This is a genomic window from Pedobacter sp. T50_32, from assembly GCF_057652195.1.
The window spans coordinates 770,922-787,309 of sequence record NZ_JBYFBY010000002.1 but is presented as its reverse complement, the minus strand read 5'-3'; the positions used below and the strand labels follow the sequence as shown (position 1 = coordinate 787,309).

Sequence of the window (16,388 nt, the reverse complement as noted above, 5' to 3'; positions counted from 1 at the left end):
CGATAGCCATGAACAATCTTTATCTATTCATCAACTATTTTAAAAGAATATCAGCTTTGCTGTTTATTAGTGTATGTGCCTTTTTTAGCAACAATGTGCTTGCTCAAAGTGTAAATATTAACGTCAATATTACTCCACCTTATTCGCCTTTTTATTCGGATTATTCTGGCGCAAATGCATCGAAAGTGTTTTTAACCTTACAGAATTTAACAAATACTACGAAAAACATCAAACTTACTGGGCAACTGGAAGGCGACAATGGTATTAGAATTACTACAAAATCTAACTATGTGCCATTACAGCCAATTGTTTTAAATCCCAATCAGGTAAGGCAACTCAATGGTTTAGCTTTAAAAGATATTTTTGATGTAAACACGTTGAATGTTTACGGGGTAGATAAGGTGAAATTGGTGCAAACATCACGCTTGCCCGAAGGAAATTACAAGTTTTGCATACAAGCGGTTGATATGGCCACCAATCAGGTTTTATCGGCAACGGAACCTTTGGGTTGTACTACCATCAGCATTACTTATCCAGATGCGCCCGTGTTAATTGGTCCACAAGCCAATTCAAGTGTATTTGCAACTACGCCTCAAAGTGTGGTTTTTAATTGGATAAATGCGGGTTTTGCACCTGCCGGAACACAGTATGTTTTACAGCTTGCAGAAATACCTCGTGGCGTTAGAGACCCTAACCAATTACTTAATTCAGTTTCCTTTCCTTTGGTAAATAAAACACTGAGCGGATTTTCGTACATTTTATCACCAGCCGACCCGCCTCTGATAATTGGTAGAAATTATGCGTGGCGAGTGAAAGCAGTAGACCCAACTGGCAGAACGGTTTTTAAGAACAATGGCGTTAGTCAGGCAAATACATTTGTATATCAAGCTCCTGTTGTTTTGGCTATTGCGCCAAGTGTCATCAGTCCCAATAATGCGAAGATTTCACAGCTGCTTTCTCAAAATTTGGCTTTTAGATGGTCGGGAGTAGGCACTAGAAATGCTAATGCACAGTATAATTTTCAGTTGGTAGAACTACCAGATGTAAATTCAAATCCTCAAAAAATATTTGATAAAGAGGTATTTTTGATAAATACGAACACCAAAGAAACTACTTACATTAATACCGTGCCTTTAAAATTGGGTAAACGTTATGCTTGGCGTGTGAAGGTCTTTGATTTATCTGGTATACAATATCAAAACAACGGATTTAGCGAAATTGCAGCTTTTGACTGTGTAGAAAATTCGGGCATTTCTGAAACCTTAGTTGCTGCACCCAAAATTATTTCACCAATTGACAATCAGTTGATTACACAAGCGGACGCAAATGTACCACCTTCGGTTAAAATAGATTGGACAGCACCATCGTTAACGCATGCCGCTACTTACAAGGTTTTAGTTTCTAAAGTGCCAAATGGTATCAGTCCTCAATTAGCTTTGGCTACCAATTTGCAGTTGATACACAATAGTTCTGAAACGTTCATTACTACTGGTGCAACTCCAACGGTTAACAGGTCTGCCATTGTAACCAAATCGGAAGACGGTGCTACTTATGCTGTTTGGGTTTTGGCAGAAGCTAAAGACAAAGAAGGCAAGATGGTTAGGTTCGAGAACTTAGGTAAAAGTAATTTGGTGACCTTCGTTTATAAAGAAAAACCAAAAGCGACCGAGCAGCCACCTGCACCTATCTTAAGTACAATTACTGGTAGGTTTTTATATCGATACAAACAAATAGACGAGCAGCCAAAAAACATAAATTTGAATTTCCCTCAAGTAAGAACCAACCAGTTAACGGGGCTATATCTAAATTCTTCTGTAGACAAGGTGGATTATAGCGCTTATCCAGATGCTGTTGCGGGCGACAGGTTCTATATGTTGGGAAATGAAAAGCCCTTAAAAAATGTAAAGGTAGATTTTACTTACACTTTGGTTGAAAGTAAAACTAAAAATCCGCAAACTTATGCTGATGTTAAACCAGTTGGTAATCTTAATTCTAATTATTTAGAAGGCAAGTATTTGGATATAAATGGTGAGAAGATTTTTTATGATAAAGTTGTTGGTAATGCATCGGTACAATTAAAGCCAGATGGAAGTTTCAGCTTTACCTTTACGAACAATTACAAACTTGGTTATATCGGTACAAAAAATGGTAAAAGCTATTTTGGGGTAATTAGACCATTAATTGATGATGAAAGTTATTTTACCAGTTCTGAGATGTTTATTTTTCCGAAAGTTGGTAAAACTACGGTGTTGCCTGATGAATTGGTTTTTGTTAAATCGTACAATGTTGATTTAACCGTTAAAGCTCATAAAGACTTCAATAACCAAGCTGTTGATCCAGGAAAAGTGCTTTCTAATTACCCGGTAAATATTTTAGAACATCATTCTTATATCACAGGGATAAATGATGGTGCTACTAAGCCAAATAAACATACAGACGCGGCAGATGACCCCTTAACGATGCCAATAGAAGCTGATGCAGAAAACTACAAAGGGCAAACCGTTAAATATCATGGGGAAGATTTGCAGATAACAGCTATTACTAAGACCAATGGCGATGGTGTGGCAAAAATACAAAATTTGCTACCTCATCACAGTCACATGGCTGTTGGTGCATTAAATCCGTTTGAAGGGAATTTTAATTATCAGCCAGAGGGAATTTTAATTTCGAGTGCTTCGGCAAATACTGCCATTCAGGAGCAGGCTTTTAATGCGGGTTACAATATTTCTGGTGCAACTTTTAATAGCGAGTTTAAAGTGTTTACCATCAAACAAGAACTTAGTCTTAAACCTAAAAAGCCGGAGATTTACCTCAGAGCTATCGTTGCCCAAAACGGTGTGCCGGTTGGTGTACCTTATGCTTACGTAACCATTTATACCTATAATTCGAATACTGCAACAGCGACGATAGTTGACGAGGAAACCCACAAAACAGATGTTAACGGCTACTTTCAGTTAGGTGATTTAAAAGAAGGAGTGTATAGGAAAATTGTGGTTTCTAAATATGGTTACCAAGATAAAGTTGTGGCAGAAAAGCAAGATATTAAACTTGGTGAACGTTTCCCTGCATCGGTAGAGCAAGAATTAGTTGGTGCTGGAGCAATAACGGGTTTTGTGGTGAACCAAAAAGGACAACCTGTAATGGCAAACGTTAGGGTTGGTAATGGACCGTTTATCAAAACGCAAAGCAATGGCTTTTTCTTGATACAAAATGCAGCGACCTTGGTGCAAGCCGTTGAGGTAGTACCTGTAGTAGATAATTATTTTCCAGAAACTTTATATCCTTACATCAAACCAAACGATTATACGGTTGTAACTACGTTAGATGGTACTGCAAATGGTAGAATTATCCTTAAAGAAAAACTACATCGGGTACAATTTAAAATAGTGGATGAGAATGGGCAGCCAGTTAAAAAGAGCGATGTAGGTGTAGGTAACAACACAGTTGCATATTATGCGAGCAACGCTTATACTGGCCTAACGCAAGAAATTGCTTTTGCAAGTCCAGATAACGAATTTAAGGTGAGGGTAGTGGCAAGCGGTTATGTAACCTATGATGATTACGTTAAAATTCCAATTTCTAAAACAGTAAGGCTGATTACCTTGAAATTAGCTAAAGGTCAGACAGTTTCGGGTTTTGTGAGAGATGCCACTACTGGAGCACCAATTGCAAACGCCAGAGTTTACACCGTAAGTGGTACAAACGAAGATGGCGAAATACAAAATTCCGTTTATACCGACGGTGCGGGAAAATACACGTTGTATGGTGCTATTAATCCTAAAATGTGGATTGCTGCCTTACAGTTCAGCCAAGATTTACCAATTAAAGTTCATGCAGTAAAAAGTGGTACACCAGGTTATGTAATGGAAGTAAAAAGTGTAACTGGCTACAATGGACAAGCTAACGCAGATTTCAATTTGAAGAAATTAGAACAGAAAGCAGAAATTTGGGGCTTACCAATAGAGGTTCATTCTTTACACAAGCCAAATTATTACACTTCGGTTATTACAGGAGCGTTTACTAAGCTACCAACCAACAATAATTTTAAGCAAGAACTGGCGGATGTTAAATTGCCATTTAAACAATTAGCAACCGTACAAGCGGCTAATGGCGGTTTTGCACCATCAGGAACAAGTATAGAGGTGCAAACAGCAGCACTGAAAGTTAAAGCTTTCGACCAATTTTCGGCAGAAGTTATTGGTTCTGATAAAGAAAATACCTTTACAAACCTTAGTATTACCAACAGAAATGGTGTAGGTATGTTATTGGGATATGTAACTTCAGAATTGTCATCATTTAATTTTAGTTACAATTATAACGGTAAGTTTTTATTAGATAACGGGATAAGAATTGCCGGCAGAGCAGCTACGCTTCCAGTGCTTGTGTTTGCTTCAAATCCTAATTTGGTAAATGAAACAAAGTATTTGGTAAATCCATTATATGGCAAGAGCAGCTTTAAAATACACAACTTTAATGCAAGTTTAAAGGTAGGTTCTGATAGTTATTTGGATAAACTAGGCTATAATTTAGCGGCAAACGTAAACCTCAACATTCCGTTGGTGGGCATATCAACTATGCCAGCTGGACAGTTCAAAGTCACCACAAATGATATTGTTTGGAGCCAGCATACGGGAGATATCAATATCCCATTGGAAAACTGGAGTTTGGTAGGTAAAGGTTTACAATACGAAATCAATCAAGGTGGATTTAGGGTTTTGCAGGGTAATTTAAAAACTGATTTGCCACAAGTAGCACTTACCGATTTATTGATTATGCCAAACTCGATAGATTTAGGCGTAACGGAGTTGAAGGGAAACGAAAAGTTAAGTTTAGCAGGCGTAGCGCCACTTTGGTTAACTCGCGGCGCAAGAATGACACTAAATTATGATGCCGCTGCATCTTTCGATCAAAAACCACATTACCGTTTAAACTTAAGTAGTCCGCAAAAAACGGTGGCTTACCTAGCCGATTTACCTGGTATAGGCAATTCGAAAGTGAATATCAATATGCTAAGTGCTTATAGCGATGGAAAGCATAAGACCATTTTGGTAGAGCCAACCAAGGTAAATTATTATAATGTTGTTGCACAAACGGTATCAGGTATCGAAGTAGGCAGCGATTTCTTTACGCTCATCGGTAATACAAATTTAGAAATTCCCGGTGCGCCTGATAATGTAACGTGTAGGTTCAAATACCTGAAAAAACCTTCAGATAAAAATGCTGATAAAAATGGGGTAGTGCTCAATATAGAAAAACTGCAAACCGACGTAGAAATGGAAGGTAAAGTGAAGTTTGAAGGTTTGACTTATAACATTTCAGAAAATTTGTTAGCGGTTGATGGTAAAGTGCATATCTATAAAAACACCTTAAATGATGCTATAAAAGACATAAACGGACGAATTACAAAAACACCAGATAAAATCGATATGCGTTTTTTGCCGAACCAACAAATAAAGATGGGTGCTAAAGCTATGGCTATTTTACAAGGAGGTAGTTTAGTAGAAAATAAAAAATGGAAACTAGTGAACTTTACGGGACAACCAATAGGATACGGTGAACCGAACAAAGATTTGTTTGCTAAAGATGCTAACCTTATAGATTTTGTAGTAAACGGTGCCATCGAGAATGATAAACTAAGTCCTAAACGAATACAGTTGGAAGGTATTACTACGCCATTTGGCGATCTTGCAATTACCTACGATTTTGAGAAGTCAATTTTCAACGGAAGTTTAGCTTTCAAAAATGCAGGCATCACATTAGGTTACATGACCTTGCAAGATGGTAGTGCTAATTTACAGATTGATAATAACGGCGCAATTTTCGTTGGGATTGTTGATAACGCCGAAGTCACTGGTGTAAATACTTTGCCAAGCTCACTTGCGAAAGAATTTAAAAGTGGTATGGCACTAGGTTATTATACGGCATCAGTACCAGCTCATCTACGAAGCAAATTATTGGGCGTATCACTACGTAACAGTTTGCCGCCATCGTTTGACAAAGGCCTAAAAGGATTTTATGTGAACTTGATGAAAACTCTCAACAAGGATAACTTGCCTAAGTTGCCTGGACCTACCTTAAATGATATTCCACTTGTGGGAAGTTTCGTGCCTGTATTCGATTTTTCTGCTGGCGTAGATGTCTATACATTAGTAGATTTTAACAACACATTTACAGTTACTATTGGAGGGCTAGGTTTTGCCAATGCTTCTTTCTTATACGATTTAGAACTATGTACTATTGGCGCTAGCGCAGAAGGTTTAGCTTCGTTTGCCTTAACGTATTCGGGTAAGAATTTAGATGGTAATATCAACTTCACACTTAATGGCGGCCTATCTTATTGTCTAGGTACACTCTCTGCTGGTGGCCAACTATTATTGATAAAAGATGCCAACGGATTTACATTTAAACCTTCTTTAAATTTTAAATAGCTATGAAGTATCTCATCATATTCAGTTTGCTGTTTTCGGCACATATTGCTATTGCGCAGCAAAAAACTACACCATCGACCAGCCAAAACAGCACTATGCCAAGTTTTAGTGCAAAGTATGATGGCGGCGATGTAATCCTTAATTATCAACCTGCGTTAGCAATTAGGGCAGATAGCTTAATTATCAACGTAGTTAGAAAAGGGCTTGATGGTGGAAAAACCATAAGAGCTAACAGAAAAATTGCGGCGAATGCGATATATAAATTTGCAGATACTTCTACCAGAAAAATGCCCGGTATTTATCAATATGTAATTACCGCAACTATTGGCGGTAACACAGTAGCTACAGAAAATGCTTGGGCCTTAGCTTATCCCGCCGATGCGAAACCTAATGCAATTTTATTCAAAGTAGAGAACATTAAAGGAACCAATCACAATGTGATAAAATGGAAGCTGCAAAATAATTTTACCGTAAATAGCTTGGTGCTACAAAGAAGCCGTAGTATGGATGGTAAATTTGAAAAAGTAGCAACGTTAAATCCAAAAGATAGTGTGCATGTAGATAATGTTCACGATAGTAACGAACCTTTTTATTACCGTTTAGATATGACCGCCCATCAAAGCGAAACTGTTTATCAATCCATTACTGTATTTGTAATTCCAGAGTTTGTGATTGTACCGAAAGCAGTTGTGGGTATAAAAGCTGCGCAAAAAAATAATGCTGTTTACGTAACCTGGAGCAATGCCGATGAATTCGCCAGAGGGTATTATGTTAAAAAAAGAGTTGGCAATGCTGGAGATTTCGTGGCAACTTCATCTATCATCACCAAAAATAAAACCAATAATTATTTATGGAAAGATACTTTGAGTTCCTTACAACCAAAGGAGATGTACCAGTACGTGGTAGTGGCCGAAAGTAATTCGTTTAACCAAAGTAATCATTCTGATACAGCTACGATTTCCTTTCAGTCGATAGTAAAGGTTTTATCGCCACCAACCGATTTGCGAATACTTACCGCAAACGATACGACATATAATTTAGTTTGGTCGGTTGATAGTTTGCATAGAGACGAAGTTGTGGGTTATCAATTATACCATAAAGCGAAAGGAGCTTCGGGTTTTAATTCAGTTAAAGATGGCTTTACAGTGGGCAAACAAAACTACATCTCTATACCAAAACCAAAAGATGGCGACAGTTATTATGTAAAGGCCGTAAACGGGGATATACAAAGCGCAGCCAGTATGACTTACACTTATGCGAATGCCTTCCAAAAAGAATTTGGCCCTAAATATTTGAAGGCTGCCGTAGTAGATGGTTTGTTAAATATCAAATGGTTAAAAGATGAAGAAGTAAAATTTAAAGCTTTTAAACTTTACAAATGGAATGGGAAATCTTTCGCCTTAGTAGAGCAAATAAACGCTGAAAAAGATTTGGTAGCTACAAAAAGTTACGTTGCTGGTGAATTGAATATCTATAAGTTAACTACCATAAATTTACAAGGCGAAGAGAGTAATGGTAGCAAGATTTTGCAGGTGAATTAATTTATTTTTAGCCCATAGTTTAATACATATTTGAAACACGAAGCAGAACGCTCTCACTTCAAAAAAAATATATTAAGTATCACCAATCAGCTATCTTCATAACTAAAGCCAAATTTGATATTCCTTAGTTTTCTAAATTAATTTGGAGTAAAAGTTTGCAATACTCGATGATTTAGGTAATTTAAAACAATTTCTATCCGAGTATCATTTTATGGAGATCATACATCTAAGTGCAGAGTGCTATCCCGTTGCTAAAGTAGGAGGTTTGGGTGATGTTGTTGGTGCGTTACCAAAATATCAGAACAAGCTTGGCCATGTTGCCAAGGTGGTTATGCCCGCCTACAATTCTAAATTTTTATTCGAAAACGAATTCGAAACAGTTTACGATGGCTGGGTAAAAGTTGGCTCAACTAATTATCAGGCTAGAATATTAAGAGAGGCAACCAATAAACTCGGATTTGATATTTTTTTGGTACATATTGCAGGCTTGTTCGATAGAGATGGCGTGTATGGATTTAATGATGATACCGAACGTTTCATCGCATTTCAAATTGCAGCATTAGACTGGATTGCACAGTGGGAGCACCGCCCTGATGTTGTGCATGTACACGATCATCATGCAGGTTTAGTTCCATTTATGATGAGCAACTGCTATCAATATGCGCATTTAAACCAAGTGCCAACTGTATTAAGCATCCACAATGCACAGTACCAAGGCCAGTTCGGTTGGGATAAGTTACATTATTTTCCAGCATTTGATTTAATCAATACCAGTAAGTTAGATTGGGCTAATGCAATTAATCCATTGGCTGCCGCAATTAAATGCGCTTGGCGTGTTACTACGGTATCTCCGAGTTACTTAGAGGAGATTAGCCACAATGCCAACGGATTGGAAGGACTGCTTGCGCAAGAGCGTTGGAAATCTTTCGGAGTGCTTAACGGGATAGACAGCGAAGTGTGGAACCCGCAGAAAGACAAAATGATAGCGAAAAGCTATAACGCCCGGACCATAGAAAGTGGAAAAAAAGCAAACAAAGAAGAGCTTTGCCGTGTTTTTAATCTCGATCCGAGTAAGCCTCTTTACACCTTTATCGGACGTTTAGTTGGAGAAAAAGGAGCCGATTTGTTACCTGATATTTTTTATAATGCGTTGGCACAAAGTGATGGCGAGATCAATATTTTGGTTTTAGGCTCTGGCGATTCTCAGGTAGAAGACCGGTTGAATGAAATTACGCACCATTATCAAGGAAAGTACAATGCTTACATTGGCTACAACGAGGCGTTATCACATCAAATTTATGCAGGGGCAGATTTTTTATTGATGCCTTCGAGGGTAGAACCTTGCGGATTAAACCAAATGTATGCCTTAAGGTATGGCACCATTCCAATTGTTCGCCGCATTGGCGGATTAAAAGATACGGTGATTGATATTGGTGATGGTGGTTTTGGTATCTGCCACGATCAAACCAGTGTATGGGATGTTAACCATGCTATTGGAAGGGCATACGAGCTTTATCTCGATCAGCAAAAAATGAAAGAGATAAGAAAATATATGATGTCAATAGACCATTCGTGGGATAACTCGGCACAGCAATACATAGATATATACCAAATGTAAAACAATAAATTAAACGATGACGGACAAAGTATTAGGCGTAATTCTTGGCGGTGGTCAAGGTTCCAGGTTAGCACCATTAACATTAACTAGATCTAAGCCGGCGGTGCCTATTGCGGGCAAATACCGCTTAGTAGATATTCCAATTTCTAACTGTCTAAATTCGGGCATTCATCGTATGTTCGTGCTAACGCAGTTTAACTCTGCCTCGCTAAATAAGCACATTAAAAATACTTACCATTTCAGCCATTTTTCTAAGGCTTTTGTAGATATTTTGGCTGCTGAGCAAACACCAGATAATCCAGCTTGGTTTCAAGGTACTGCAGATGCGGTGCGCCAATGTATGCACCATATTGTAAGCCATGAGTTTGATCATATTTTAATCTTATCGGGAGATCAGCTGTACCAAATGGATTTCAAAGATATGCTACAAGCGCATATTGAGGCTAACGCTGAAATTTCTATTGCTACAATTCCGGTAACGGCAAAAGATGCAAATGATTTTGGTATCATGAAAACCGATGAGGAGAATGTGATCACTTCATTCATCGAAAAACCAAAAGACGAATTATTGCCAGATTGGACTTCAGATACTGGAGAAGAAATGCAACGTGAAGGCAAAAACTTCTTAGCATCAATGGGGATTTATGTCTTTAATAGAGATGTGCTGATCAAAATGCTGAACGAAAATCCAGAAGAAAAGGATTTTGGTAAAGAGATTATCCCAAGAGCACTCGAAAATAACAAAGTGTTGAGTTATCAGTACGAAGGTTACTGGACAGATATCGGTAATATTTCATCATTTTTTGAAGCAAACTTAGGCTTAACAGATGATTTGCCTCACTTCAACATGTTCGATACTGCTCATACGATTTTCACTAGAGCAAGGATGTTGCCGCCATCAAAAATTTCGGGCACTACCTTAGAAAAGGCCATTATTGCCGAAGGTTGTATTGTGCAGGCAAGTAGGGTAGAGCATTCTGTATTAGGTATCAGATCACGTATTGGACGAGGAACTACCATTGCAAATTGCTACGTAATGGGTAGTGATCGTTATCAAACCCTTGAAGAAATTAACGAAGCCAACAGAAATGGTATGCCGTTGCTAGGTATTGGCGATAGATGTTACATCAACAATGCAATCATCGATAAAAACTCTAAAATTGGTAACGATGTACGCATTAATGGCGGCCCACATTTAGCAGAAGGCGATTATGGTTTGTACGTGGTGAAAGATGGTATTGTAGTAGTGAAAAAAGGCGCAACTCTGGCAAGTGGAACGGTGATTTAATATAGTTGCAACCTAAAATATAAAAGCCTTTCAGGATATCTCTGAAAGGCTTTTTTGTGGGTTATTATTTGCTTTTTTTTGCTGTTACTTACGTTTAGACCAGATGGAATCGTGGTTGCGGTCGGCTTTCTATTATAGCTTGCTAATGAGTTTCAATGTTTTCAAATCGTAGATCCCTATTTCATTTTTATCTGTGTTGTCATACTTGCCATTATTATTTGTATCATAATGTCCAGTAATTACAATAGTTCCAGTCTTTTTATTAACTACCCAAGTCCTAACAAATAGCTTATTGTCTGTAAGTTGAGTTTTTTGTTTGCCATCTGTAGATAAAACGATGATTTGTTTTGGGTCGTTCCAGTCAATCCCTTTCTTTCCATTTAAGTCAACGGTTTGGGCAGCTACAATAATTTGGTTTACGCCCAAGTCGTCAATTTTTACTTGTTCAATTTTTTGAAGGTAGCCGTCGCCTGGAAATTCAACTTGGTTAGTTTGTCCAGTTTTGGTGTCGATAAAAAGCAAATAGCGATTTTTAACGCCATTCATTTTATCTCGATTTTCAGCGGTCGCAATTACAAAACTGGTGCCTTCCACTTCAGTTAATTTATTGGTATAATTATATTTGTCTTGGCTGTAAGAAGCGAATGTAATTGAAATTAGTGCGAGAATTATGAAATTTTTCATTTGTAAAATTGTTTTTGTTGTGGGTGTATCTAAGTTTGCGCCTAACGTGTGTTAGCAGAAGGTATATTTTTGGTCATGGTTGTAAGTCTGTTTTTGTCCATTGTCCACTCTTTAATTCAAATAATTTTCTGTCGTGAAAACGAGTTGGGTTAAATGCTAAAAATTCTACTCTTATTGGTTCAATTGCATAACCACCCCAATTTTTAGGTCTTGGTAATTGTTGGTTTGCAGAAGCAATTTCAACTTCTTTATACTTTTTGTCCAGTTCTGTAATGGCATTTAGTATTTGTCCTTGATTGCTTACAATAGAAACAATTTGACTGTCTCTATTTCGTTCGGCAAAATACTTGTCCGCAAGTTCGTTGCTTATCGTCGTTGCATTACCTTGTATTCTCACTTGTCTTTCGGTTTCAGTCCACCAAAAAGTTAAGGCAACTTTGTTGGTGTTACTAACTTCAATTCCTTTCCTTGATGTTAAAGTTCCTGTTACAATGAAGTTGCTCTCAACAACTTCTTTTAAAGAAACGAATCTTGAATTTGGATAATTGTCTGTGCCGATTGTTGAAAAACAACATGCTGTAGGAACGCTAACCGTCGATAATTTTAGTTCTTCGTCAAGCCATTTTTTAAAAAGTTCTATTGGGTTAGTTGCCATTCTGCTCTGTCAAATATAAAACTGCTTTCTTGTTTTGAAGCCAACTTTTGGATAATATTCCATTGCCGTTGGAACGGATAAAAGTAAAACCATTGATTGGTCGCCAACTTTTTCTTTTGTCAAGTTAATAAGTTGTCGGCCAATACCTTCTTTCTTATAATCGTCTCTTACAGCAAGGTCTGAAAGATAACAAGCCCAAACCCAGTCAGTAATAGAACGAGAAACTCCAACTAATAAGTCACTGTCCCAAGCTGTAACAATGAGATTTGAGTTGTCAAACATTTTTTGGATACGTTCTCTATCGTAAGTTGGTCTTGGCAAACCAGCATTGTCATAAAGTTCAATAATTTGGTCTGCCGTTGGTCTTTTATCAAGGCTATATTCTATGTTCATATTCTAATTTTTGAGAGTTTTACAATGTTTGATACTAACGTTTTGTAGGTTTAAGTTGAGCCTAATTACTTGTACAACAAAACCTGTTGCACTAATCTAAATAAATGGCTTCAATTTTTGATGTTCTCCCTGCGCCCGAGGCTTAACTTAAACCTGTTGTTATAGGCTGGTTTGTAGTAATTTTTTTAAATTTTTAAGTTCTTCCAGTGTCTGCTCTTGGTCGTCAACGACTGATATTTCATCTAAAGGATTATCTTTAGTTTCCGAATTAATTCGTTTGAATATTTTTTTTTCGTTAAAATATTTTCTGCTTTCGAAAAATTTGGAATTGCTTCTATCTAAAGGCATGTGATATTTTTCAAATTTTTCGTAAACGAAGACAAGCTCGGAGTTATGAATATAATATTCTGTAACTACTCGAAATGTTGTGCCCATTTGGTCGGTGGTTATTTTCTTGAGTTCATTATTCAAAATAAAGAACTTAGCTTCTCCACCTTCATGGGTTCCTTCTAAAAACTCCCTTTGGACTTTTGTCCATTTCGTAATCTTATTTATCTTTCCAAAATATGTACGTATTTTTAATATCAAACTGTCAGCTTGATGTTTGGATGGTATATATGAACTTTTTTCACTTTGCGCTATTGGTTGTTCTATTGCTAGTTTTTGTGTAACAGTGTCATTATGCAAAGTGCTGTCTTGAAAGGAAAGACCATTGTGTTTAGTGGAATTATCGTCCTTGTCTCGATTAATACAACCAAAACAGATAAGTGAGATAATTGGTAAAAGCATTAACCTTGTTTTCATTGGGGATTCGTTTGTCAACGGTTTGGGGCTTTGCGTTCGGGCGGGAAATCGAAGTACAAAAGGTGATATTATTACTAAAGTTCAATTGAAAACTGCTGTTAAATTTTGCACTTCAGCCCGCCTGACGCAAAACCCTTGTTACCAGTAGTTTTTATTTCATTGCTGTCTGTATCTGTTCTAAAATTTTCGTCAATTTTTTATATTCATCATTAAGTCTCTTTTCTTCATTTTTAAGTCCATCTACAAGGTCGTTTAGCGAATTAATGTCTGCAAAGTTTGAAGACTTCGGGTGTTCAAAGTTGAAAATGTCTTGAAAGTGTTTATGGAAGTGGTCTACATTTTTTGTCAGAATAGAGTACTCGGTTACAAGTTCAAAATACTCGGCAATATTGTCGTCAAGTTTAGCTTCAGTTATCCTTTGTTCTTGTCCTTTTTCATAATGTTTTTTAAAGCTGTCTTCTTTATCTGAGTTTTGTTCTAAATTAGAAGCACGTAAATAATATTGCTTGTGAACCTTATACATTGATAAGTCCTTCAAGACTTGAATGAGTAAATATGTTTTAGCACGACCACGAGACACTAATTGTTGTTTTTTCACTTCCTTTTCTTTTCTTGTTTTCCATTGCTCTATTAAAAACGTAGTAAGAAGTGTTAAACCAGCACCTATTAGCAAAGGAATTAAAGTCGTCCACATTGAGTTTGTTTCACTGTCCTTTTTAGTCAGGTCTGCAACCAAAGTGTCAAAGGATTTATTTACTATTTCAACTTTGTCAGTTTTGTATATGGTGTCTACTTGTATTGTTTTATTTACAGATGGTTCGTTACTGCCCGTTTGAGCAATTGTCAACGAGTAAAACAGTAAAAATGTCAATGTTAGTATCTGTTTCATAAAATTACTGGTAACTTGTATATATGCGCTACAAAGTTGCGCCAATACCTCCATAACAGACGGCTTTGCGCAACTACTTCCTGTATAAAGATAAAAAAGAAACAGAAATGAAAACGATTTTTTGGATATCAACAAGAATAATTGCCCTTTAGGTAGCCGCCTGTAATTTCAGTCTTTCTAAACCATCCCTAGTTTTTGCTGTTGTACTAAGATAAACATCCCATTTTTATATGACAGCTACGCATTTATACCAAACCGGAATTATCGGAAACTGCTCTTACATCGCTCACATTCATAAAAACACTAATATCAGTTGGCTTTGCTGGCCAAAATTCGACAGCTCTTTCGTTTTTGGCAGTATGCTCGATGAGCAGAAAGGCGGTAAATGTACCATTTTGCCTACCACAGATTATACCTCGCATCAGTACTATATCGAAAATACAAATGTACTAAGAACAGAGATAACCGCCGCCGATGGAAAATACAGGATCACCGACTTTGCGCCTCGTTTTCATTTGCATGAACGTTATTTTAAACCTTTAATGTTGGTGCGTAAAATAGAGCCACTAGAAGGGACAACGCCTAGAGTAAAGGTTGCTTGCGAGCCTGTATGCGATTACGGAAAAGATACCATGCGAACAGCCATTGGCAGCAACCATATCGATTATTTAGGCTGCGAAGAAGAGATGCGCTTAACTACAAACGTATCCTTAAACTACATTTTAGAAGAACAAGATTTTGTACTGAATGATGCTAAATACCTGGTTTTTACCTATGGCTATGCTTTAGATGCACCATTGATTGCTACCGCAGAAGATTTTTTACGAGAAACCACTGCTTATTGGCGTACTTGGATCAAACACTCGTCAATAGCGGGTTTTTATCAGCCTTTGGTTATCCGCTCTGCGCTAGTTTTAAAAATACATCAATACGAAGATACAGGGGCAATTATAGCGGCCAGCACCACGAGTTTGCCAGAATCTCCAGGTAGTACACGGAATTGGGATTACCGTTATTGCTGGCTTCGTGATTCGTTTTACGTCTTAACTTCGCTAAACCACATCGGCCATTTTGAGGAGATGGAGAAGTATTTTAACTACATATCAGATATTACCTTTGATTCGGATATTCGTTACCAACCACTTTACGGCATCACTGGCAAGCGAAATATCGTAGAACGAACACTCGAACACTTGCATGGGTATATGGGAGAGAAGCCAATTAGAGTTGGGAACCAGGCCTATGAGCATATCCAAAATGACATTAATGGACAGGTGTTGATTTCGATGTTGCCACTTTACACAGACCATCGTTTTGTTTTCTCTGAACGTGGAGATTCTTTACGTTGGATAGAAAGTGTGCTAGAAAAAATAGAAATGACCATTGATGAAAAGGATGCGGGTATTTGGGAATTCAGAAATATTGCGAATACGCACTGTTACAGTAATTTGTTTCAGTGGGCGGGCGCAAATGCTGCTTTAAAAATGGCAAAGACTATAGGCAATGTAGCGCTAGAAGAACGAGCCAAAGTGCTAATTGATAAAGCTGCTGCCCATATAGAAGCTTGCTACGACGAAGAACGAAAAGTGTATACCAATGCGGTTGGCAGTAAGCATTTAGATGCGAGTACGCTACAGCTGATTATGATGAATTACCTAGATCCGTCATCGCAACGTGCAAAAGATCATTTGATTGGCCTAGAAAAAGAACTTAAAATAGAGGACGGACTTTTCTATCGTTACCTTCACGCAGACGATTTCGGTAAACCTAAAACTACCTTCTTAATCTGCGCTTTTTGGTATGTAGAAGCATTGGCTTGCGTTGGTAGAGTAGATGAAGCCATTGAAGCCTTTGAGAACATCATCAAGTATTGCAACCACTTATTGTTGTTTAGTGAAGATGTGGATGCGAAAACTGGTAGTCAGTGGGGTAATTTTCCGCAAGCTTATAGCCATGTTGGTTTAATGAATGCCGCTTATCGTATTGCAACGAAGTTGGATAGGCCTGTGTTTTTGTAATAACTTTCTTTCCCGCAGATTTCGCCGATTTTTTACGCAGAATACGCAAATGATATCTGTGAAATCTGCG

The 16,388-nt window shown here is 37.6% G+C and carries 10 protein-coding genes; 5 read left to right on the top strand and 5 right to left on the bottom strand.

Annotated elements, in window-relative coordinates; translation table 11 throughout:
* The first annotated feature begins 8 nt into the window (after positions 1 to 8).
* From AC23ME_RS08735 to AC23ME_RS08720, 4 genes are all read left to right on the top strand, one after another.
* Entirely contained in the window at positions 9 to 6,428 is a 6,420-nt protein-coding gene (locus tag AC23ME_RS08735) for a hypothetical protein (protein ID WP_487727371.1), read from the top strand.
* 2 nt (positions 6,429 to 6,430) lie between these two features.
* The gene (locus tag AC23ME_RS08730) at positions 6,431 to 7,969 is read left to right on the top strand and encodes a hypothetical protein (protein WP_487727370.1); all 1,539 of its coding nucleotides are present in this window, start codon (positions 6,431 to 6,433) and stop codon (positions 7,967 to 7,969) included.
* 211 nt (positions 7,970 to 8,180) lie between these two features.
* Positions 8,181 to 9,587, top strand: a complete 1,407-nt coding sequence (locus AC23ME_RS08725) for a glycogen synthase (protein WP_487727369.1) — start codon at positions 8,181 to 8,183, stop codon at positions 9,585 to 9,587.
* A gap of 16 nt (positions 9,588 to 9,603) precedes the next feature.
* Positions 9,604 to 10,875, top strand: a complete 1,272-nt coding sequence (locus AC23ME_RS08720; RefSeq protein ID WP_487727368.1) for a glucose-1-phosphate adenylyltransferase — start codon at positions 9,604 to 9,606, stop codon at positions 10,873 to 10,875.
* Between the two features lie 132 nt (positions 10,876 to 11,007).
* Here AC23ME_RS08720 and AC23ME_RS08715 read toward each other — a convergent pair whose 3' ends face one another.
* The 5 genes from AC23ME_RS08715 to AC23ME_RS08695 all read right to left on the bottom strand — a co-directional run bounded on the left by AC23ME_RS08715 (position 11,008) and on the right by AC23ME_RS08695 (position 14,300).
* Positions 11,008 to 11,559, bottom strand: coding sequence for a hypothetical protein (locus AC23ME_RS08715; RefSeq protein ID WP_487727367.1), 552 nt, complete (start codon positions 11,557 to 11,559; stop codon positions 11,008 to 11,010).
* 73 nt (positions 11,560 to 11,632) lie between these two features.
* Positions 11,633 to 12,214 carry a pyridoxine/pyridoxamine 5'-phosphate oxidase gene (locus tag AC23ME_RS08710; protein WP_487727366.1) on the bottom strand — a complete coding sequence of 194 codons (582 nt, stop codon included), beginning with the start codon at positions 12,212 to 12,214 and terminating at the stop codon, positions 11,633 to 11,635.
* 9 nt (positions 12,215 to 12,223) lie between these two features.
* Positions 12,224 to 12,607, bottom strand: a complete 384-nt coding sequence (locus AC23ME_RS08705; protein WP_487727365.1) for a GNAT family N-acetyltransferase — start codon at positions 12,605 to 12,607, stop codon at positions 12,224 to 12,226.
* A 159-nt stretch (positions 12,608 to 12,766) separates the two neighbouring features.
* Positions 12,767 to 13,411 (bottom strand): hypothetical protein, encoded by a 645-nt coding sequence (locus AC23ME_RS08700; RefSeq protein WP_487727364.1) that lies wholly within the window; start codon positions 13,409 to 13,411, stop codon positions 12,767 to 12,769.
* A 151-nt stretch (positions 13,412 to 13,562) separates the two neighbouring features.
* On the bottom strand, positions 13,563 to 14,300 hold the full coding sequence (locus tag AC23ME_RS08695) for a hypothetical protein (protein ID WP_487727363.1): 738 nt from the start codon (positions 14,298 to 14,300) through the stop codon (positions 13,563 to 13,565).
* 230 nt (positions 14,301 to 14,530) lie between these two features.
* Between AC23ME_RS08695 and AC23ME_RS08690 the strand changes: the two genes are divergently transcribed.
* Positions 14,531 to 16,318 (top strand): glycoside hydrolase family 15 protein, encoded by a 1,788-nt coding sequence (locus AC23ME_RS08690; protein WP_487727362.1) that lies wholly within the window; start codon positions 14,531 to 14,533, stop codon positions 16,316 to 16,318.
* Positions 16,319 to 16,388: the final 70 nt, after the last annotated feature.

Excerpts from the sequence above, each read along its gene's own strand:
- AC23ME_RS08735 (WP_487727371.1), top strand. The coding sequence starts at position 9 with ATGAACAATCTTTATCTATTCATCAACTATTTTAAAAGAATATCAGCT.
- AC23ME_RS08730 (WP_487727370.1), top strand. The coding sequence starts at position 6,431 with ATGAAGTATCTCATCATATTCAGTTTGCTGTTTTCGGCACATATTGCT.
- AC23ME_RS08725 (WP_487727369.1), top strand. The coding sequence starts at position 8,181 with ATGGAGATCATACATCTAAGTGCAGAGTGCTATCCCGTTGCTAAAGTA.
- AC23ME_RS08720 (WP_487727368.1), top strand. The coding sequence starts at position 9,604 with ATGACGGACAAAGTATTAGGCGTAATTCTTGGCGGTGGTCAAGGTTCC.
- AC23ME_RS08715 (WP_487727367.1), bottom strand. The coding sequence starts at position 11,559 with ATGAAAAATTTCATAATTCTCGCACTAATTTCAATTACATTCGCTTCT.
- AC23ME_RS08710 (WP_487727366.1), bottom strand. The coding sequence starts at position 12,214 with ATGGCAACTAACCCAATAGAACTTTTTAAAAAATGGCTTGACGAAGAA.
- AC23ME_RS08705 (WP_487727365.1), bottom strand. The coding sequence starts at position 12,607 with ATGAACATAGAATATAGCCTTGATAAAAGACCAACGGCAGACCAAATT.
- AC23ME_RS08700 (WP_487727364.1), bottom strand. The coding sequence starts at position 13,411 with ATGAAAACAAGGTTAATGCTTTTACCAATTATCTCACTTATCTGTTTT.
- AC23ME_RS08695 (WP_487727363.1), bottom strand. The coding sequence starts at position 14,300 with ATGAAACAGATACTAACATTGACATTTTTACTGTTTTACTCGTTGACA.
- AC23ME_RS08690 (WP_487727362.1), top strand. The coding sequence starts at position 14,531 with ATGACAGCTACGCATTTATACCAAACCGGAATTATCGGAAACTGCTCT.